Source organism: Pectobacterium zantedeschiae (genome assembly GCF_004137795.1).
In the GTDB taxonomy this organism is placed as follows: Bacteria; Pseudomonadota; Gammaproteobacteria; order Enterobacterales; family Enterobacteriaceae; genus Pectobacterium; species Pectobacterium zantedeschiae.
Window position 1 is genome coordinate 6,033 of record NZ_NWTM01000007.1, and the last position, 20,410, is coordinate 26,442.

18 protein-coding genes are annotated in these 20,410 nt (G+C 48.1%); 5 read left to right on the forward strand and 13 right to left on the reverse strand.

The features are described 5' to 3' along the window. A partial coding sequence (locus CLR69_RS21910) for a retention module-containing protein (protein ID WP_242451678.1) occupies window positions 1–2,159 on the reverse strand: 2,159 nt, incomplete at its 3' end. A gap of 386 nt (window positions 2,160–2,545) precedes the next feature. On the opposite strand from CLR69_RS21910, the gene CLR69_RS21915 reads away from it, so the two are divergent. From CLR69_RS21915 to CLR69_RS21925, 3 genes are all read left to right on the forward strand, one after another. Further along, complete coding sequence (locus CLR69_RS21915; RefSeq protein ID WP_129712002.1) at window positions 2,546–3,898, forward strand: TolC family outer membrane protein; 1,353 nt, start codon at window positions 2,546–2,548, stop codon at window positions 3,896–3,898. A 79-nt stretch (window positions 3,899–3,977) separates the two neighbouring features. Next, window positions 3,978–6,194 (forward strand): type I secretion system permease/ATPase, encoded by a 2,217-nt coding sequence (locus CLR69_RS21920; protein WP_129712003.1) that lies wholly within the window; start codon window positions 3,978–3,980, stop codon window positions 6,192–6,194. Then, a complete protein-coding gene (locus CLR69_RS21925) occupies window positions 6,181–7,542 on the forward strand; it encodes an HlyD family type I secretion periplasmic adaptor subunit (protein WP_129712004.1) in 1,362 nt (453 codons plus the stop codon). The genes CLR69_RS21920 and CLR69_RS21925 overlap by 14 nt, the downstream gene beginning before the upstream one ends. A 44-nt stretch (window positions 7,543–7,586) precedes the next feature. On the opposite strand, the gene CLR69_RS21930 is transcribed toward CLR69_RS21925, so the two are convergent. Next, complete coding sequence (locus CLR69_RS21930; protein ID WP_129712005.1) at window positions 7,587–9,101, reverse strand: sensor domain-containing protein; 1,515 nt, start codon at window positions 9,099–9,101, stop codon at window positions 7,587–7,589. 785 nt (window positions 9,102–9,886) lie between these two features. Then, window positions 9,887–10,678: a cyclic-guanylate-specific phosphodiesterase gene (gene pdeH, locus CLR69_RS21935; RefSeq protein WP_129710134.1), complete on the reverse strand. Its 792-nt coding sequence runs from the start codon at window positions 10,676–10,678 to the stop codon at window positions 9,887–9,889. A 461-nt stretch (window positions 10,679–11,139) separates the two neighbouring features. Between pdeH and CLR69_RS21940 the strand changes: the two genes are divergently transcribed. Then, window positions 11,140–11,400 (forward strand): YfhL family 4Fe-4S dicluster ferredoxin, encoded by a 261-nt coding sequence (locus CLR69_RS21940; protein ID WP_039293116.1) that lies wholly within the window; start codon window positions 11,140–11,142, stop codon window positions 11,398–11,400. An 18-nt stretch (window positions 11,401–11,418) separates the two neighbouring features. Here the strand turns inward: CLR69_RS21940 and acpS are convergent, their stop codons facing one another. The 7 genes from acpS to lepA form a co-directional block, all read right to left on the reverse strand. Further along, on the reverse strand, window positions 11,419–11,799 hold the full coding sequence (gene acpS / locus CLR69_RS21945; RefSeq protein ID WP_129710136.1) for a holo-ACP synthase: 381 nt from the start codon (window positions 11,797–11,799) through the stop codon (window positions 11,419–11,421). Then, the gene (pdxJ, locus tag CLR69_RS21950; protein WP_129712006.1) at window positions 11,799–12,530 is read right to left on the reverse strand and encodes a pyridoxine 5'-phosphate synthase; all 732 of its coding nucleotides are present in this window, start codon (window positions 12,528–12,530) and stop codon (window positions 11,799–11,801) included. The genes acpS and pdxJ overlap by 1 nt, the downstream gene beginning before the upstream one ends. Window positions 12,531–12,610: 80 nt before the next feature. Beyond that, a complete protein-coding gene (gene recO, locus CLR69_RS21955; RefSeq protein WP_129712007.1) occupies window positions 12,611–13,348 on the reverse strand; it encodes a DNA repair protein RecO in 738 nt (245 codons plus the stop codon). An 11-nt stretch (window positions 13,349–13,359) separates the two neighbouring features. Further along, window positions 13,360–14,265 carry a GTPase Era gene (era, locus tag CLR69_RS21960; protein WP_129710142.1) on the reverse strand — a complete coding sequence of 302 codons (906 nt, stop codon included), beginning with the start codon at window positions 14,263–14,265 and terminating at the stop codon, window positions 13,360–13,362. Then, on the reverse strand, window positions 14,262–14,942 hold the full coding sequence (gene rnc, locus CLR69_RS21965) for a ribonuclease III (RefSeq protein WP_012822897.1): 681 nt from the start codon (window positions 14,940–14,942) through the stop codon (window positions 14,262–14,264). The genes era and rnc overlap by 4 nt, the downstream gene beginning before the upstream one ends. Window positions 14,943–15,234: 292 nt before the next feature. Next, a complete protein-coding gene (lepB, locus tag CLR69_RS21970) occupies window positions 15,235–16,200 on the reverse strand; it encodes a signal peptidase I (protein ID WP_129710144.1) in 966 nt (321 codons plus the stop codon). Between the two features lie 16 nt (window positions 16,201–16,216). Beyond that, entirely contained in the window at window positions 16,217–18,016 is a 1,800-nt protein-coding gene (gene lepA / locus CLR69_RS21975) for a translation elongation factor 4 (protein WP_129710146.1), read from the reverse strand. On the opposite strand from lepA, the gene CLR69_RS21980 reads away from it, so the two are divergent. After that, on the forward strand, window positions 18,008–18,220 hold the full coding sequence (locus tag CLR69_RS21980) for a hypothetical protein (RefSeq protein ID WP_129710148.1): 213 nt from the start codon (window positions 18,008–18,010) through the stop codon (window positions 18,218–18,220). The genes lepA and CLR69_RS21980 overlap by 9 nt on opposite strands. A gap of 92 nt (window positions 18,221–18,312) precedes the next feature. Here the strand turns inward: CLR69_RS21980 and rseC are convergent, their stop codons facing one another. The 3 genes from rseC to rseA are packed head-to-tail and all read right to left on the reverse strand — an operon-like array spanning window position 18,313 to window position 20,371. Further along, on the reverse strand, window positions 18,313–18,765 hold the full coding sequence (gene rseC, locus CLR69_RS21985) for a SoxR-reducing system protein RseC (protein ID WP_129712008.1): 453 nt from the start codon (window positions 18,763–18,765) through the stop codon (window positions 18,313–18,315). Further along, on the reverse strand, window positions 18,762–19,724 hold the full coding sequence (gene rseB / locus CLR69_RS21990) for a sigma-E factor regulatory protein RseB (RefSeq protein ID WP_129712009.1): 963 nt from the start codon (window positions 19,722–19,724) through the stop codon (window positions 18,762–18,764). Before rseB ends, rseC begins: the two co-directional genes overlap by 4 nt. After that, window positions 19,724–20,371 (reverse strand): anti-sigma-E factor RseA, encoded by a 648-nt coding sequence (gene rseA / locus CLR69_RS21995; RefSeq protein ID WP_039308763.1) that lies wholly within the window; start codon window positions 20,369–20,371, stop codon window positions 19,724–19,726. Before rseA ends, rseB begins: the two co-directional genes overlap by 1 nt. Between the last annotated feature and the right edge of the window lie 39 nt (window positions 20,372–20,410).

Below are 20,410 nucleotides of genomic sequence, written 5' to 3' on the forward strand. Positions count from 1 at the left end.
TCGCCGGCTTTAACGTCGTTATCGACCTTACCGGTTACGGCGATGGTCTGGCCGGATTCGGCCGCATTAATCACGTTATCGGCGGTGACATTGTCAATTGAGATAGACGCCGTTGGCGCTACCGTATCCACACCGTAAGCATGGCTGGTATTGGCGGTGGTCACATTGCCTGCCGTGTCGCGGGTGGTGACGCTCGCACTGACATCACTGTTGGCGGCCAGTACCGAGCCCGGCACACTGACACTCCAGGTTTTGCCGTCCGCATTCACCGTGGTCTGGTAGGTCTCGCTGCCGACTTTCACCGTCACCGCATCACCGGCCTTGACGTCATTATCGACCTTACCGGTGACCGCAATGGTCTGCCCGGACTCGGCCGCATTAATCACGTTATCGGCGGTGACATCATCGATAGTAATCGACGCGGTAGGCGCCACCGTATCCACACCATAAGCATGGCTGGTATTGGCGGTGGTCACGTTGCCCGCTGTATCACGGGTGGTGACGCTCGCACTGACATCGCTATTCGCCGCCAGTACCGAACCGGGAACATTGACACTCCAGGTTTTACCGTCGGCATTCACCGTGGTCTGGTAGGTCTCGGTACCCACTTTTACCGTGACCACATCACCGGCCTTGACATCATTATCGACCTTACCGGTTACGGCGATGGTCTGGCCGGATTCGGCCGCATTGATCACGTTATCGCTGGTGACATTGTCGATAGTAATCGACGCGGTAGGTGCCACCGTATCCACACCATAAGCGTGGCTGGTATTGGCGGTGGTCACGTTCCCTGCCGTATCGCGGGTGGTGACGGTCGCACTGACATCACTGTTGGCAGCCAGTACCGATCCCGGCACACTGACGCTCCAGGTTTTGCCATCCGCATTCACCGTGGTCTGGTAGGTCTCGGTACCCACTTTCACGGTAATGCTGTCACCGGCCCTGACGTCGTTATCGACCTTGCCGGTCACGGCGATGGTCTGGCCCGATTCGGCCGCGTTAATCACGTTATCGCTGGTGACATCGTCGACAGTAATCGAGGCCACTGGCGCATCGGTATCGACACCGTAGGTGTGATTCGTGTTCGCCGTCGTCGCGTTCCCCGCCGTATCACGGGTGGTGACCGTCGCACTGACATCACTATTAACTGCCAGCACCGAGCCCGGCACCGTGACGCTCCAGGTCTTGCCATCGGCATTCACCGTCGTCTGGTAGGTCTCGCTGCCGACTGTCACCGTCACCGTATCACCGGCTTTGACGTCGTTATCGACTTTACCCGTTACCGCAATGGTCTGGCCGGACTCGGCCGCATTGATCACGTTATCACTGGTGACATCATCGATAGAAATTGAGGCTACGGGAGGTAAGGTATCAACCGTTACCGCTTCACTTCCCCCTGTGCCAGGAATACCCGCAGCATCAGTGTAGCTACCGTCAGGGATACTGACGCGGACCTCTCCCTCAAAATTTGCGGCTGGCGTCAATGTCGCCGTCCAACTGGTAGGATCGTTAGGATCCTGCACCAGATTCGTTACAGAGCCATTTGTTACGGTGATATCACTGAGGTCAAAACCAACGGGCGGTTTTGTGAAAACAAAACTGATTGTGCCATCACTATTAATGACAATGGTGACAGAAGGAGGGGTGGTATCGGTGGTATCCGTTGCGGCGGTAAGCAACGTAGATGAATCTGCGCCATCCAGCACGGACGAGGCTCGGTCAGTAAACGATATACCTGCGGTATCATAACCAATAGGGGCAGTCACGACATCAGCTGTTAAATCCAGCACAACCGTTGAATTGAAATGCCCACCACCGCCGTCACCCGCTTCGCCAGTGTCATCATTACCAGCGGCAGTCGCCTCTAGCACTTGTGTTGGGTCGGCGCCCTGAGCGATAGCATCTTGTATAGCAGCGACATCAGTGGCGACATCCGCATTTTTCTGAGAAGATGCACTGCTTACATCGCTCCAGCGGCTCTCACGCCCCAGGTCCAGTGTCTTGCCATCAGGTAATGTGATTGAAACCGCGCCGTTAGCACCAGTGACAACTTCTTCACCACTGTAAACCCGATCGCCAGCAACCAGTAGTCTCTGGCTCCCATCAAGCGCGACGACAAAAACTTGTCCAATAACGAATTTAATAATACCGATCACACCGTTCAAAATTATGTCTCCTTGATATCTATAATTATTTTTATGATATTGCGATATTGCAGCTATAGATTTTGACTATCATCCTGATAGGGTTGATTTGCTGTGTGTCGTCCTGACATTTTAAAAAAAACGCTACGATAGTGTTGCCGTTATGCGTCAAACGCTTGACTAGATGAGCGATATAATAAAAAATTCAGAATATTCTTTCCAGAACTTTACTCATTTAGGGTAAATCTTATTTACTCTCTCAATGCAACCTTTAGAAAAAAGATTAAAGCATTGATATTAAATGAATAAAAAAAACAAATTCACTAAGTGCTTGCATGGCACTCAAATACTTTAATAGGAATAATCACAAATAAAGTTTTTGTGAAGGAAAACTGCTGATGATTCGTAGATACCATTTTGCTTTATTACCTTTTATTACTGTTTTTTCCACAGCGACGTATGCCGATACGATCCAAGAAGCAATAAAAAGTACGCTCTACACACACCCCGAAGTGAGCGCATCGATTAATAGCCGTTTTTCTGCCGAACACGATTTACGCGCAGCAAAAGGTGGATACCTTCCTTCCATCACGCTGAGTGCTGGTGCTGGCCGCGAAGAGACAGATAGTCCCTCAACTCGTACCAGCATCAATAAACGCGTTGAACTCACTCGCCAAGAATCAAGCATCAATCTGAGCCAAACAGTATTCGATGGTTTTGCCACCTCCAGCGAAGTGGGCAGACAGCGTGCCACCGTTAATTCACGTGCCTATAAAGTATTAAATACCAGTGAAGCAACGGCGCTAGATGCTGTTCAGGTGTATCTTAATGTCCTGCAACGTCAGGAATTCGTGCGTTTGGCAGAAGCTAACCTTGCAAGCCATGAGCGCATTTACGATCAAATAAGGCTGCGCAGTGAGCAAGGCGTTGGCCGATTGGCCGATCTGGATCAGGCTGAAGCGCGTTTGGCGCAAGCACGAAATAACGTACTGACAGAACAAACCAATCTTAACGATGCCAAAATCAACTATATGAGTATTGTAGGCAAAGTGCCGGAGAATTTGGTGATGCCCGATGCGTCTGCGATAAAGCTCCCCGCCTCGTTGGAGGAAGCACAGCGCATCATGCTGGCGAACAGCCCGGCACTGAAATCCGCAGAGTCGGATATTGAAGCGACTCAGCAGCAATATGAGACCTCAAAATCAACGTTTTACCCACGCGTCAATGTTGAACTCTCCCGCACAATGGATAAGAACGTTGACGGGACACGCGGTCAGAACAATGAGTGGCAAGCGATGCTGCGGATGCGCTACAACCTGTATGAAGGCGGTAGCAGCAAGGCCAACATGGAATCCAAAGCCTATCAGGTAAAAGAAGCACAGGATGTCCGAAATAATGCCCTGCGCCTGCTGAATGAAGAACTCAAGCTAGCCTGGTCAGCGTTAAGCAACTCACGTCAGCAAGTTCCGATTGCTGCCGAATACGCAGACCGCAGTCTGAAAGTACGTACTGCCTATCAGAAGCAATTTGGTCTGGGGGAAAGAACGCTGTTGGACTTGCTGGACAGTGAAAACGAGCTGTTCACCGCACAACGCCGTCTGGTCGAAGTTCGCTTCATCGCCCTCTATACCGAATATCGGATCACATCACGTATGGGAGAGCTATTAAACCGTTTAGCGATCCCTGCTCCTGATGCGGGTACTAGTTTGACAAACGTGACAACCCACGCAGAGTTGCCTAGCCTCAATTAATATATTTCATTAGTCAGACAGCGATAAATTATGGTTTATATGCGAGGGAATTACGTTGCGTAAGGGAACGTTCAGTTAAATGAAGTTGCATTCAGTAGAAGAGACGAAGGGTTCTGATGAATTGATCGCCCATGAGCCTATCGTTCATGAACCCCTCGGCCATGAAAATAGTGACCCTCGCAGCCGTCACGATGATCCCTTATTGGATAGTTTGCTAATCCTCTGTACCTTGCAGGGGAAATCTGTCAGCCGTACAACACTCACCGCAGGGCTACCATTAGCCAACCAGCGGTTGTCCGTAAAATTGCTCCCAAGAGCGGCTGCACGCGCAGGGTTACAAGGGCGCGTTCTCAAGCGTTCTCTGAATAAAATTTCCGAGATGTCACTCCCTGCGATGCTGCTCTTACGGGAAGGGAGAGCGGCGATTCTACTAGGCTGGAACGCGGATGGCAGTGCACGCCTGATGCCCAGTGAAACGGAAGGCGGTGAAATTTCTGTTGAGCACAATACGCTGCAACAGAATTACCTTGGTTTGGTGATGTTCGCCCAACCTCGCCATCAGTTTGATCTACAGAATCCGTCTCTGATTCCTCGCACCAAATCCTGGTTCAAGGATACGCTTAAGCTTTCACGTTCACTTTATCTCGATGCCGTCCTCGCCAGTTTGCTGGTGAATATTATCGCGCTTGCCACACCACTATTCGTAATGAATGTCTATGACAGAGTTGTCCCGAATCAGGCAACAGCGACATTGTGGGTGCTGGCTATCGGCGTTACCGGCGCTTTCGTTTTCGATTTAATACTCAAAACGCTGCGTGGTATTTGCCTCGATATGGCAGGCAAAAAAACCGATCTGATTATTTCTGCCACGCTATTTGAACGCATTACCGGTATGTCGATGAAGGCTCGACCAGCACGAGTTGGTAGCTTCGCGCAGAATATTCATGAATTTCAGTCACTAAGAGATTTCCTTTCTTCACTAACGCTGACGACGCTGATCGATTTTCCCTTTACCCTGCTTCTGCTGTTGGTTATCGGCATCATCGGCGGCCCGCTGGTTTGGGTTTCCATACTGGCCTACCCTATTGCCCTGCTGGCAAGCTGGGCGATGCAAAAACCGCTGTCCGCTACGATCGAGAAAACGATGCATCTTGCCAGTGAACGGCAGGCTACGCTAATCGAAACCTTGAGCTGTCTGGATGCAATCAAAGTCAACAATGCGGAAAGTGAACGACAGCACCTGTGGGAACAAACGATTGGCAGCTTAAGCAAGCTGGAAATGCGGGCAAAAGCGTTATCGTCACTGGCGGTAAACCTCACGCAGTGGTTCCAGCAATTTGCTGGCGTTGCCATGATTGTCGTCGGCGTCTACATGCTGATTAACGGCAAACTCAGTATGGGTGGGCTTATTGCCTGTTATATGCTGAACGGCAGAGCGTTGATGCCTTTAGGTCAATTGTCTGGTTTGGTCAGCCGTTACCAGCAGGCCCGTTTAACCATGCAAACCACTGAACAAATGATGCAGTTGCCTCAGGAGCGTAGCGATAACGAACGTCCACTGAAGCGTGAGAGCATCCGAGGTGGTATCGAATTTCGCGATGTGACGTTCAATTACCCAGAACAAAAAACCAGTTCGCTACAAAGCATCAGCCTGACTATCGCTCCCGGTGAAAAAGTGGGCGTCATTGGCCGCAGCGGCTCGGGTAAAAGTTCGCTACAAAAGCTGATCGTAAACCTCTATCAGCCCAATGTGGGCAATATTCTGATCGACGGCGTCGATGCCCGTCAGTTGGATGTCAGCGATTTGCGCCACAATATCGGCTATGTTCCCCAGGATATTCAGTTATTCAGCGGTTCGCTGCGCAATAACCTCATTAGCGGCGCTCGTTATGTCGAAGATGAAGCCATGCTGCGAGCCGCAGAGATTTCCGGGGTAAATGAGTTCGCACGTCTGCACCCAGATGGTTACAACCTTCAGGTTGGCGAACGCGGTCAACAACTTTCCGGTGGGCAACGTCAGGCTGTCGCAATAGCCAGAGCGCTGTTGCTCGATCCGCCCATTCTAGTGCTCGATGAACCCACCAGTTCGATGGATAACACCAGCGAAGATCGGCTAAAGCAGGCTCTGGCTCCCGTGATTGCGGAAAAAACGCTCTTGCTGGTGACCCATCGAGTTTCCATGTTGGCGCTGGTCGATCGTTTAGTGATTGTCGACAGAGGTAAAATTATTGCTGATGGGCCGAAAGCGATCGTGATGGATGCGTTGAAGAAGGGGCAGATCAATGCGTCTCGGTAAATATATCAAACGAATCAAAAGATATTTTGTCGGCGGAGATGAAGAAAGCCTGCAAACGATGCCAGAAGTGAGCCGGGCAATGGCTGAGGATTCGCCACGCTCTATTCGCTTCACGCTATGGGCCATCGGCGCTTTTTTCCTGTTTTTTATCCTGTGGGCTGGTCTTGCGAATATTGACGAAGTCACTCGGGGCGACGGGAAAGCGATCCCTTCTTCCCGATTGCAAAAAATCCAAAACCTGGAAGGTGGCATTGTCACGGAAGTGTTTATCCGTGAGGGGCAGATCGTCAATGCTGGCGACCCTCTATTACGCCTTGATGATACGCGCTTTGCTTCTAATGTCGGTGAAACCGAAGCAGACCGGCTTGCGCTGCTGTCACGAATTGAGCGCCTGAACGCCGAAATTAGCGAGCAGGCGTTAGTGCTTTCCGAAGAAATTACGACGCAAGCCCCTAAAATCGCAGCAGGAGAACAGGAGCTTTATAATAGCCGTCGCCAGCAGCTTCATAACGAGATATCCGGTCTGGAAGAGCAGTTGATCCAGCGCCGTCAGGAACTGCGGGATTTCTCAGCCAAGGAGATTCAGTTCCGTAATAGTCTCGGCTTGCTTCAGCAAGAAATTAAAATGTCAGAACCGCTGATCGCAGAAGGCGCCATTTCTAAAGTAGAAGTTTTACGTTTGCGCCGTGCTGAAGTCGAAACTCGTGGTCAGCTTGATTCCATTAAACTCTCCATTCCGCGGGCAGAATCTGCGATTAAAGAGAGCGAGAATAAAATAGAGGAAACGCGCAGTCGCTATAAAAGCGAGGCGTTATCCCAGCTCAGTGAAGCACAAACTAACCTGAACAAAATTGAAGCCACGGGTAAAGCACTTGAAGATCGGGTAAACCGAACGCTGGTTGTATCCCCCGTTCGCGGTATCGTGCAGCAAGTTCTGGTGAATACTATCGGGGGTGTCATTCAGCCGGGTAGCGACCTGGTGGAAATTGTTCCGCTGGATGACAAACTGTTAGTCGAAGCTAAAATTCGCCCTCAGGATATTGCCTTTTTACATCCTGGTCAGGATGCCATTATAAAATTAACAGCCTATGACTACACCATCTACGGTGGTTTAAAAGGTCAGTTGGAACAAATTAGCCCAGACACGGTAACCGATAAAGAAGGAAACAGCTTTTATATTATCCGGCTGCGGACTGATAAGAATTATTTAGGTACGGCAGATAAACCACTTCTTATCATTCCTGGTATGGTGGCCTCTGTTGATATAATAACGGGAAAGAAAACGATCCTCAGTTATTTGTTAAAGCCGATTATTCGAGCAAAAGCAGAAGCACTACGAGAAAGATAATAAAAAGGCGTTCCATAAAAAGAACGCCTTTTCTATTTCATTCATCAACGATCGTCCATATCGTGATAAATCTGAGTTTGGCTCCGCCCCATCGCTTTAGCCTGATACATGGCTGAATCAGCATTAATTGCCAGCGTCAGAGAGTCGGAACCATGCTCTGGGTACAATGCAATACCGATACTGCATGATATATCAAGCATTTTCCCATTGATCTCAAAAGGTTTATTCAATGCGTTATGAATTTTATCTGCAACATAAAGTGTATTATCAATTTCTTTAATGCCCTGAAGCAGAATAATAAATTCATCACCGCTACGGCGATATACCGTATCCGAATCTCGAACCGCACCACGCATACGTGCAGCCGCTTCCTTTAATAACAAATCGCCAACAGCATGTCCGAATGAATCATTTATCTGTTTAAATTTGTCGAGATCCAGGAACATCAGCGCGATTTTTCTACCCGTTTGTTTAGATAACAAAATCGCCTGTTCCATTTGTTCAGCAAACGTCAGGCCGTTAGCCAATGACGTTAATGAGTCATAGTGCGCTAGCTGGCGATAGTGTTCCTCACTGCGCCGCAGCATATCGATGGCATGATAGCGTTCTATGGCGATAGCAATTAGCTGTGCCGATTTCTCTATAGAGAAAATTTCCTCTTCGGTCGGAACATACACTTTACGGTGATAAACACTTAAAACACCTAATATTTCTTTATTCTGACCGATGATAGGTTCAGACCAACACGAACGCAGCCCAGCATATAATGCGAGCCCTTTATACAACGACCAGTGTGGATGGACAGAGATATCGTCAGCGATTACCCGTTTACCGGTATAAGCCGCTGTACCAAAAGATGCAACGCCATCGGCGATTTTCACGTTGTGAATGGCATTTTTATAAAAACCTGGCAAGCTAGGCGCAGATCCCAGCGTCAGACATTTCTTGTCTTTATCGACTAACAGTACAGAACAGACTATACGACCAGGATTTTTTTCCTCAACGCTGAAAATGATCGCATCCAGAATGTCCTTTAGCGGCGCGCCACTTGATAACAGCTCCAACGCACGATTGTATGAATTATCATGATGCTCTTGCGATTTCCGCTCCGTAATATCTAACTTAATCCCTACATATTGAGTCGTGTTACTCGCTTTATTATATATTTTAACGATATTGGCCTTTTCCCAATACAACTGCCCATCTTTACGCCGGTTAACGAACTCACCGCTCCAAACATTACCTTTATTTATGGTAGCCCACAGATCTTCATAGACGCTGGCATTGGTCATACCGGAGTTTAATATATTCGTTTTTTTGCCAATAACCTCATCCGGCATATAACCAGACATGGTAATGAACTGGCGATTGACATAAATAATTTCACAATTTTCATCTGCGATCATAATTGACGCAGGACTATATTCCATTGCAAAGAAAGTCATGTTAAGAAAATCTTGTTTTTTCTGCTCAATTTTAAACTTTTGTTTAATTTTTCTATTTTTCACAGAAGAAAACAATAGCAATAGCAAAAGTAAGGTTATTATAATTTCATACACAATAACACTCTCCTCAGGCCCGAGTGGTCCTGATCGTACAAATCACAACACTGATGACGAAAAATCCCGGTAACAACCCCCTACCCCGTAGATTCTCGGGATTGGTACATTTCCGGAGAGCAGAAAGGATGAAAGAGAAAACGCTCCATGAAGCAGGAGTATTTAGAAACATAGCAACGTCAGCATAAAGCCCTCGCATATGACTGTGCGCAAATAAAAACAGCAAATTCAAAAGAGTATCTTAATTTAATAGTAGTAATTGTTCGGGTTATAAGCTTTTCTAATGGAATAAAAGAATATTCCTAAAGGTGTATAGCGATATATTTTGAACATCAATTTTTTGTAAGCAAATCAATTATACCAATAAGTATCATTGTTTTAATCAACAAAATCTATCACAAAATGATTTTCGATCGTTAACAGTAAACATTATATTTTTTTACCATTAAAAATCAAATAATTAAAAGAAAAAAATAAAATCATTAACGCAAGCGTCTGATTATATATGTCATAATTTGATGCAAAATCTCCTGTTCCCTTCGACTTTGTTTTTTAGAAATTAAACACTGACATAACAAATAAAACAAGAATTAAATAACAAAAATAAAACAAAACTCAGCATTATAACTTGAAATATAGGAAAGAAAACAAAGCAACTGGGTAGGTGTTTTTTTATACGACAACAAAGTATTAGGGAATATAATGAATTGATATGGGGGGGGTAGTGAAGGACGTGCGGAGGAACTCTACTTAGTAGAGTGATAGCCTAAACAAAAAGTTATCACCTATAGCTCGAGCGTCAACGCCTCAAAATTTTCAAACGGTTGTGGACGAGAGAGATAGTATCCCTGAGCAGCATAAGCATGAGATGCCTGAACAATTGCCCATTCCTCCTGTGTTTCGATTCCCTCAATCACCACATAATTACAAAAACGCGACAGTAGTGCGATCAATGCAGGGAAAACCGTGCGCCCCTCACCACTTTGTTGCAGGAGAATAAAAAGTTCACGCGCTACTTTAATGCAGTCATACTGCGCCAGCATAAGTGATGAAAAATTAGCCATACCACAACCAAAATCATCCAACCATAGGGTTTGTGCTTCAGGGAGCTTGGTTAAGATTTCTTTTGGCAGCCCTCCCTGATTTTCGACCATTTCAAAACGAATCCAGGGCATTGCTGCGATCAGACGTTTGGCTTCAAGATTATTTTGCAGCGCCAATAACGTCATGCCATCAATGTTGACGGAGGCAAAAAGATCATCGCGAATAAATCGAGAATTCCACTGAGATAAAAGTTGCAGTTGTTCTACAATAATTAACAGGCGGGTTTCAACATCAATATTCGCGAAGTATTTTTCAGGAGAGATGAATTTTTGCGGCAGGGTGGGAGAAAAAACGGAAGTCAGTAACTCAATAGCCATTAATTTACCTGATGTTCGATAAATGGGCTGAAAAGTATACCGCCGTTGACATTGGAGCCAGTAATCAGCGTCTAATGTTTCCACACTTTCCTGTTGGAAAAACCCTACCCCAACCTGATTAAGATGACCTTCCTGCTGCACTATGAGTTCCGCCATTAAACTGACACTATTAGTTATAAAATTATATCATATGGACATGCACCGTCATCGACTCTCCTGATGCAAACATCATCGGTAATACCGATTAAATCAATGTCCATTGATATTACAAAAATAAGTGGTTCAATATCACAACTAAATTTATTTAAATTGTAAATCAATAAATTAAAACCCAAGAAACAAATGTCGCACTGGCTGATTCATACAGTCTAAAGCATAGGTATAAAACCAATTTAACGAACAGATGGTAATTTTACCCTGTAACCTCACTATTTATGCAGCCAATAGGTTGCATGCTGAAGGCCGCCAAAACACACAGTAAACTGCCTCGGAAGCAAGGCGCACAAAGACAACAGCGAGTCAGCCCGCACTATATTATCGATCAATGACAGTTACGCGTGTCTAAACGGGCATCAACGGGTATAATCTGCGCCCTGTTTGTAAGGTAGAAGAACATCATGGCGTTACTCATCACCCATAAATGTATTAACTGTGACATGTGTGAACCTGAGTGTCCTAATCAGGCCATCTCCATGGGCATGGATATTTATGAAATTGATACCACCCTCTGCACCGAGTGTGTTGGCCACTACGACACACCGACATGTCAGAAGGTTTGTCCAATCGACAATACGATCGTCAAAGATCCAAACCATGTTGAAGGTAATGAGCAGCTGTGGGAAAAATACGTGCTCATGCACCACGCCGATAGGATTTGAGAATCCATTTACGAACGGTCAGCTTTCGATAATCACCGTCGCACAGGCATAGCGTCTTTCATCAGCCAGTGTCACATGTACATGTCTGACACCCATCTGTTCAGCCAGCTCAGCCGCTTTAGCAAAAAACCGCAGACAGGGTTTGCCCAGAGCGTCATTAAAGACCTCAAACTGATTGAACGCGAGCCCGTTGCGAATCCCTGTACCGAATGCTTTTGCTGCCGCTTCTTTCACGGCGAAACGCTTGGCGAGGAAACGGACAGGCTGCTGGTGCTGCTGATAATGCGCCCATTCCGCATCCGTCAGAATACGGCGAGCCAACCGCTCGCCTGAACGTTCAATCACCACTTCAATACGGGCGATTTCTACAATATCCGTTCCCAACCCAAGAATCGCCATCAGCGGCGTGCTTCCCGCATCAGACTCTTCATTTCGGCAACCGCATCCTTCAGCCCACTCATCACAGCACGCCCGATAATCGCATGCCCGATATTTAATTCGTGCATTTCCGGCAACGCAGCGATCGGCAGAACGTTATGGTACGTCAAACCATGACCGGCATTAACCTTGAGCCCTTTCGCCGCTGCGTAAGTCGCAGCATCACGGATACGTTCGAACTCATGCTGGCGAGTTTCATCATCTGCTGCATCGGCATATGCCCCAGTATGGATTTCGATATAGGGTGCCCCGCTGGCCACAGCAGCATCAATTTGCCGTTTGTCCGCATCAATAAAGAGAGAAACTAATATGTTAGCCTGGCTAAGTCTGGCTACCGCGTTATCGATTTTTTCTTGCTGACCTGCAACATCCAGCCCGCCTTCCGTTGTCACTTCCTGGCGTTTTTCTGGTACCAGACAGCAAAAATGCGGCTTCACCTCACAGGCGATGTTCAGCATTTCTTCCGTGACAGCCATTTCCAGATTCATACGAGTTTGAAGCGTTTCTCTCAGGATCCGCACATCACGATCCGTGATATGGCGACGATCTTCACGCAAGTGCACCGTGATGCCATCCGCCCCCGCCTGTTCAGCGACAAAAGCCGCCTGAACGGGATCGGGATACGCCGTTCCACGTGCATTACGCAGTGTCGCAATGTGATCAATATTAACGCCCAGCAACAATTCAGCCATGATAAATCCTCGGTAAAGTCATGCACGGTACGTGGCAGTTTACACTGATGTCACAGCGTCAGGGTACTGACGAAAAGGGATTATTTATCAGAAGAGGTGGGTTTGGGTAAATTAGCAGCAGGAACGAACTGCCGAAACAGCTCACGACTTTTCAACGGTTTCCCCCCCAGATAAGGCTTTAACGCGATGCGGGTGAAACGCTTTGCAGCCTTCAGAGTGCCAATGTCAGGAAATTCACGCGACGCCAGTGAATGTAACTCATGTCCGGTAAAACTTTTATTATCGACAACCAGGCTGGCAATAAACCCCCTTTCCTCTCGGTATTGATAGGTCATAGTATCTGCCACGGGTTCACCGCTGCCCGCACAATGCAGGAAATCGACGCCATATCCCAAATAGCCCAGTAAGGCGAGTTCAAAGCGCCTTAATGCCGGTTCAGGAGAAGCATCTTGTGCAGCAAGGTTTTGTAAACAGTGGAGATAATCAAAGAAAAGGGCAGAATAATTGGTTTCATGCTCCAGCACGCGAGACAGCAGTTCATTAACGTATAAACCGCTATACAGCATCGAGCCAGTCAGCGGCAGCGCCAGCGAGACGGGTTCTGCACTGCGTAATGTTTTCACTTCTCCCCGCCCGCTCCAGCGCACCAGCAGCGGAGTGAAAGGCTGTAAGCAACCTTTCAGGCTAGAGCGGCGAGCTCGTGCGCCTTTGGCAAGCACACGAACCCGACCATCGCTTTCACTAAACAGATCCAGCAATAAACTGGTTTCACTGTAAGGTCGCCCATGTAAGACAAATGCGCGCTGCCAGCCTTCCATCGGCGTGAACCTTACAGGTCTTCGCTATAACCCAAGCTACGCAGGGCTCGTTCGTCATCTGCCCAGCCGGATTTCACTTTGACCCACAGCTCAAGGTGCACCTTGGCTTCGAACATCTCTTCCATATCCTGACGAGACTCGATACCAATGGTTTTAATTTTGGCACCTTTATTGCCAATGACCATCTTCTTCTGGCCTTCACGTTCAACCAGAATCAGGCCATTGATGTCATAACCGCCGCGATCGTTAGTCACGAAACGCTCGATTTCGACCGTCACGGAATACGGCAATTCTTCACCCAGGAAACGCATCAGCTTTTCACGGATAATTTCCGATGCCATAAAACGCTGAGAACGATCGGTGATGTAATCTTCCGGGAAGTGATGTGTTGCCTGTGGCAAGTGCTTACGCACAATGCTGGCAATCGTATCAACATTCGTGCCCTTCTCCGCAGAGATCGGAACGACATCAAGGAAGTTCATCTGTTGGCTCAAGAACTGGATATGCGGCAACAGCTTGGTTTTATCTGTGACGTTATCGACTTTATTAATCGCCAACAGTACCGGGAGTTTCTGATCGCGCAGTTTATTCAATACCATGTCATCGTCGTCGTTCCAGTGTGTACCTTCGACAACGAAAATGATCAGCTCAACATCACCAATTGAGCTGCTAGCTGCACGGTTCATCAGGCGGTTAATCGCCCGTTTCTCTTCAATATGCAGCCCCGGTGTATCCACATAGATAGCCTGATAAGGCCCCTCTGTATGAATCCCCATGATGCGGTGCCGCGTCGTCTGGGGCTTACGTGACGTAATCGAGATCTTCTGCCCCAGCAATTGATTCAATAACGTCGATTTTCCGACGTTTGGTCGACCAACAATCGCGACAAAACCGCAGTGTGTCTGTACTTCGCTCATTCAAGCTCCAGTTTTTTCAACGCTTGTTCAGCCGCAGCCTGTTCAGCTTTACGACGGCTCGATCCGGTGCCAATGACCGACTCACTAAAGCCGCTCACCTGACAGTGGATAGTAAATTCCTGATCGTGGGCTTCCCCACGAACCTGTACCACCAAATAGGTTGGTAAAGGTAGATGACGCCCTTGCAGAAATTCCTGCAACCGCGTTTTCGGATCTTTTTGCTTATCGCCGGGACTGATTTCATCCAGACGCGTTTGATACCAATTCAAGATCAAACGTTCGATATTCAAGATGTCACTGTCGAGGAAAATTCCACCAATCAGCGCTTCGACCGTATCAGCCAGAATTGATTCACGACGAAAACCACCGCTTTTTAACTCACCGGGACCAAGGCGCAAGCACTCTCCCAGTTCGAATTCACGCGCAATTTCCGCCAGCGTGTTTCCCCGTACCAGCGTTGCTCGCATCCGGCTCATATCCCCTTCATCAACCTTGGGGAAACGGTGATACAGCGCATTGGCGATCACAAAACTCAGGATGGAATCACCCAGGAATTCGAGTCTTTCATTGTGTTTGCTGCTGGCGCTACGATGCGTCAACGCCTGTAACAAAAGCTCGTACTGCTGAAAAGTATAGCCCAGCTTTCTTTGTAAACGATTTATCAGGATGGGATTCATGTGTTACCAATAGATCAACGATGCGTCAAAAACAGCAGCATACGGAACAGCCCTGCTTACCAATTTGGTCAAAACTGTTTCGTTTGCATTGGCTCCCATAAGGGAGCCTGCCTTTCTGCCCGTCATACTTCGCGCTGCATGTTCGTTAACGAGGTTCAAACGATAACGTTTTGTCCTGCAACTCGCACTATTTAGGGCATGTTCTTTCAAAAAGAACGTTTCAGAAAATATTCTACAACGGACAGAATCAGAATGCTGCCTGTATCTTATTTTCATCAATGCTTACTTTTGATTAATGAATACCACCAATGCGACTCAAACGTACACCTGTAGGCCATTCACCTTCCTGCTTCTCAAAGCTCATCCAGATAGCTGTAGCTTTGCCGACCAGATTTCTCTCGGGTACAAAGCCCCAATAACGACTATCCAGGCTGTTGTCTCGGTTATCACCCATCATGAAGTAGTGCCCTGCTGGGACAACCCATGTCGCAAGCTGCTGCTGCGATTGCTGATAATAACCACCGAGCTGATCCTGCTGACCCGGCACCAACAGAATATTGTGCGTTACATTGCCTAATGACTCTTTGCGCGCGCCCATACGGACACCCTCTACGCTGTTGTCATTGGCAGGCACCTGATAGAAACCGCCACGCGACTCCACCCCAGGTTGGTTGAAAGTCTGAACAAAGTCACTAGGTTGCACATTACTGTATGTGACCGCCAGTGCCGTATCACAAGCCTGCTGCCCCTGACACGATGGACGGATCGTTACCTGCTTGGTCAACGGGTTATAGCTGACGCGATCGCCCGGCACACCAACCACGCGTTTGATAAAGTCCACCTTCGGATCGGACGGATATTTAAACACCACCACATCGCCACGCTTCGGGTGCCCCGTTTCGATCAGAGTTTGCTGCGTGAAGGGTTCTTTAATGCCATAGGCAAATTTTTCCACCAGAATAAAATCACCGATCAACAACGTCGGCATCATCGAACCAGATGGAATTTGAAACGGCTCATAAATAAAGGAGCGCACAACCAATACCAAAGCAACGACAGGGAATACGGATGCTATCGTCTCAATCCAGCCTGGTTGTTCAATGGCTTTCGATGAAACCGCGCCATCAGCCAGATCGGTGCCGCTCATAGCAGCAAATTTTTTCCGGCGAGCGGGCGCCCAAACGAAGCGCTCTAAACACCAGACTATCCCCGTGACCAGCGTCACCAATGCCAGAATTACGGCAAACATATTGGCCATGCCAACTCCTCAGAATTTATTTACTGTCTTTGCCGACGTGCAAAATTGCCAGAAACGCTTCTTGTGGCAGTTCGACATTACCGACCTGCTTCATGCGTTTCTTACCGTCTTTCTGTTTCTGCAACAGTTTCTTCTTACGGCTAACGTCGCCACCATAACACTTGGCCAGTACGTTTTTACGCAGTTGCTTAACCGTAGAGCGCGCAATAATGTGGTTACCAATCGCAGCCTGAATCGCAATATCAAACTGCTGACGCGGAATGAGTTCTTTCATCTTTTCGACGAACTCACGGCCACGATATTGTGAATTATCACGGTGAGTAATCAGGGCCAATGCATCGACACGCTCGTTGTTGATTAATACATCAACGCGCACCATGTCTGATGTCTGGAAACGTTTGAAGCCGTAATCCAGCGATGCATAACCACGAGAGGTTGATTTCAGGCGATCAAAGAAATCGAGCACCACTTCAGCCATCGGGATTTCATACGTCAACGCAACCTGATTACCGTGATACACCATGTTTGTCTGCACGCCACGCTTCTCAATACAAAGCGTAATCACATTGCCTAAATATTCCTGAGGCATCAGCATATGACACTCAGCAATCGGCTCGCGCAGTTCCTGAATATTATTCAGCGGCGGCAGTTTAGACGGGCTATCGACATAAATGGTTTCTTTAGCCGTCGTTTCTACTTCATACACTACCGTCGGTGCCGTGGTGATCAGTTCCAGATCGTACTCACGCTCCAGACGTTCCTGAATGATCTCCATGTGCAGCAGACCCAGAAAACCGCAGCGGAAGCCAAAGCCCAGTGCGGTAGAGCTTTCTGGTTCATAGAACAGAGAGGCATCATTGAGACTCAGCTTACCTAAGGCATCACGGAATGCTTCGTAGTCGTCAGAACTGATAGGGAACAGGCCCGCGTAGACCTGCGGTTTGACTTTCTTGAAGCCCGGCAACGCTTTTTCAGCAGGCTGACGCGACAGCGTCAGGGTATCCCCAACGGGTGCCCCCAAAATATCTTTGATGGCGCACACCAGCCAGCCTACTTCGCCGCAGTTCAATACATCGCGGTCGATCTGCTTTGGTGTAAAAATACCGAGACGGTCAGCGTTATACACCTGACCCGTACTCATCACCTTAATTTTGTCGCCTTTACGCATCGTGCCATTTTTGATACGCACAAGCGACACAACGCCAAGGTAGTTATCAAACCAGGAGTCGATAATCAGCGCCTGCAACGGCGCATCAGGACTGCCTTCCGGCGGAGGAATATCCCGAACCAGACGATCCAGAACATCCGGCACGCCAATCCCTGTTTTTGCAGAGCAGCGAACCGCATCAGTGGCATCAATGCCGACGATATCTTCAATTTCCTGAGCAACACGATCTGGGTCAGCGGCAGGCAGGTCGATCTTGTTCAGAACAGGCACGACTTCCAGATTCATATCTAACGCGGTATAGCAGTTAGCCAGCGTTTGAGCTTCAACACCCTGTCCGGCATCAACAACAAGCAGCGCACCTTCGCAGGCAGCGAGCGAGCGAGAAACCTCATAAGAGAAGTCAACGTGCCCTGGCGTATCAATGAAGTTCAGCTGGTAAGTTTGGCCGTCCTGCGCTTTATAATCCAGCGTCACGCTTTGTGCTTTAATCGTTATTCCGCGTTCACGCTCCAGATCCATGGAATCCAGAACCTGCGCTGCCATTTCACGCTCGGTTAAACCGCCGCAAATTTGGATAATGCGGTCAGATAACGTCGATTTACCGTGGTCGATATGGGCAATAATGGAGAAATTTCGTATATGCTTCATTATAAAAATTTTTCTACCTTGATATTCCTGAAATTCTTGCCGATGGGCATGCGCATAGGTGAAAACAGCAGCGATGTTATTCCACCTGAATCGCAGCATTCTACATGCGAGAAGCGTGAAAACCTAGTCATGTCCGGTGCATTCCCCTTGATTATGACGGTTTTATTTGGAATAGCAGAACAACGAGAGGAAAGCAGGAAGTAAAGTGTCATTACGTGGTAAACATCGTGTCGAAAGATAACAAAATAGTGAACACGTTCTCCGCACCGTGCGCCATTTACGCTCAGGCGCACCGATCAATTTTGTAATAGCGTGCCAGGCAACGCGATTTGCAGGATAACAGGCTCATAACGCTTATTTTTACCTAACCGCTTTGCCCACTGCTTCACGCCGATAAACGCCAATCCACTACCCAACAATGCACCGATAACCGCAGCCAGATCGGTACCGAACAACGTTTGGCAAATCGCTGCCCCAAACAACAATCCAACCAATGGGACAACGTAAACCAGAGCAGCGGAAAACAATAGCCGTCCTTCAGAAATCCCCAACTCTACTTTTTGGCCGATTTCCAAAGGTTTATCGTAAGAGACATACAGCGTATTTTCAGCGGAAAGTCCGAGCTGGCTTAATAAGCCCGTTCCACACGACGAGCGTGATTTACAGGTGCCGCAGCCTGCACTTGGTTCACACCGCAGCTCCGCGACGCCATCCTGCCATGACACAACCGTTGCCCACTCTTTAATCATGGCAGCGCCTTCAAAACAATACTGTCAGCCACGCGCTTAGCCGTAGAAGGAGGAATATCACCGACAACGGTAATCTCACGATTGCCCCGTATGACAGTGTGAATGGAGCGTCGCCCTGTCAGCAGAGACTGTTCCTCACTCACGTCAGAAGACGGGCTGATATTAATCGAGAAACTGAACAAACCATCGCCGTACAAACGTGTTTCAATCGGAATCGATGAGCCGGGCAAGACTTTTTTGCTGTGCGAAAGCGCTTTCATCCCCGCAGGCAACCATTCTGGTTCCCAGGTAAAATCACTTTTCTCTGCGGCAGGCGTCGGTAAAACAGGAGGAAGTTTAATCCCTTCCAGCGGACGCATCACGCCAACCACATCATCGTCAACAATCAGCGATGTCGTTAAAAATTGCTCCAACCGCTTGTCGCCATTACGATCCTGTAAATCAATGCGCAGGGGAAGTTTCGATTCCGCATCAATCCACACCATATAGCTGTACCGCGTCCCATCGCGTGAAATGACCCGAATCCCTGATGCCAAACGATCGGCAATACGCACCCTTCCGTCAGCGGGAATAAAGTCATAATAAGGCGATAGTTTCTGAAAATCAGCGAAAACCAGAGAAGGGAAAGAGTCAACGATATGATCGCTGGTGAGCGTAAACGGCTCAAAACCGGGATCGAAATAGCTCACTTCATTACCACGCAGCACAATCTCGCGTCGCGGCCCGTCCATAAACAGCAACTGTGCCAAGGAACGATTGTTGACTACGGCATGGCGATACCGTACCGACTCGAATCCTTGCGGAGTGATGTTGATAAATGAAATTTCGTAATTCAGAGAACGAATGGCGCTATTCATCTGCTGCAACAACACGCCCGGCTCAACATTCTGAGCCAGGGCGAAGGTAGAATAAAACAGACAGCCAATCAGAAAACAGGCGGCGGACCAAACACGCTTCATTACCGGGACTGTGTTCCTAATGATTGAGTGCCAGGCACCTGAATTGCCGCTTGCTGATCGTCCTGCGGCAGAGCGTGTTCGGCATGCAGCCGACGCTGTAATTCGTAGTCCTGCAAAATAGCGTTAAGGCGATTACGCTGCATATCGGATTTCTGTTGGCCACTGTGAGGGGCAACATTTTCTGACGGTACACCCAAACTCACCGGTGAGGCAGTGCCCATAGCAGGTAAAGTACTGAACACGCCGGATTCGACAACATGTTCGGGTGCATTACCCTGCTGATAATTTTGTACCCCAACAATCACTGCTAAAGATACACAGGCAGCGACACCGACTTGCGTCAGCTGGCTACCCCACGGGCGGATTTTGTGCCAGAAAGGCATCTTCGTCCACTCGACAGGTTGTGGCTGAGATTCAGGCTGCGCTTGTGGAACCAGACGAACAGGTTCTTTTTCGATGGCAGCAGCAACACGAGAAGCGATATCCAGGTGAATCACGTTTTCGCTAACGTCACCACGCAACGTATCACGAATTAGATGATAACTTTGCCAACTTTGCTGCAACGCATCATCGCGTGACAATGCGCCTAACAGTTCGGAATCTACTGCTTCGCCATCCATTAAAGCGGAAAGTTTCTCTTTCTGCATACCGACACCCTTACCTTGTCAAATCCATCATTAGTCATG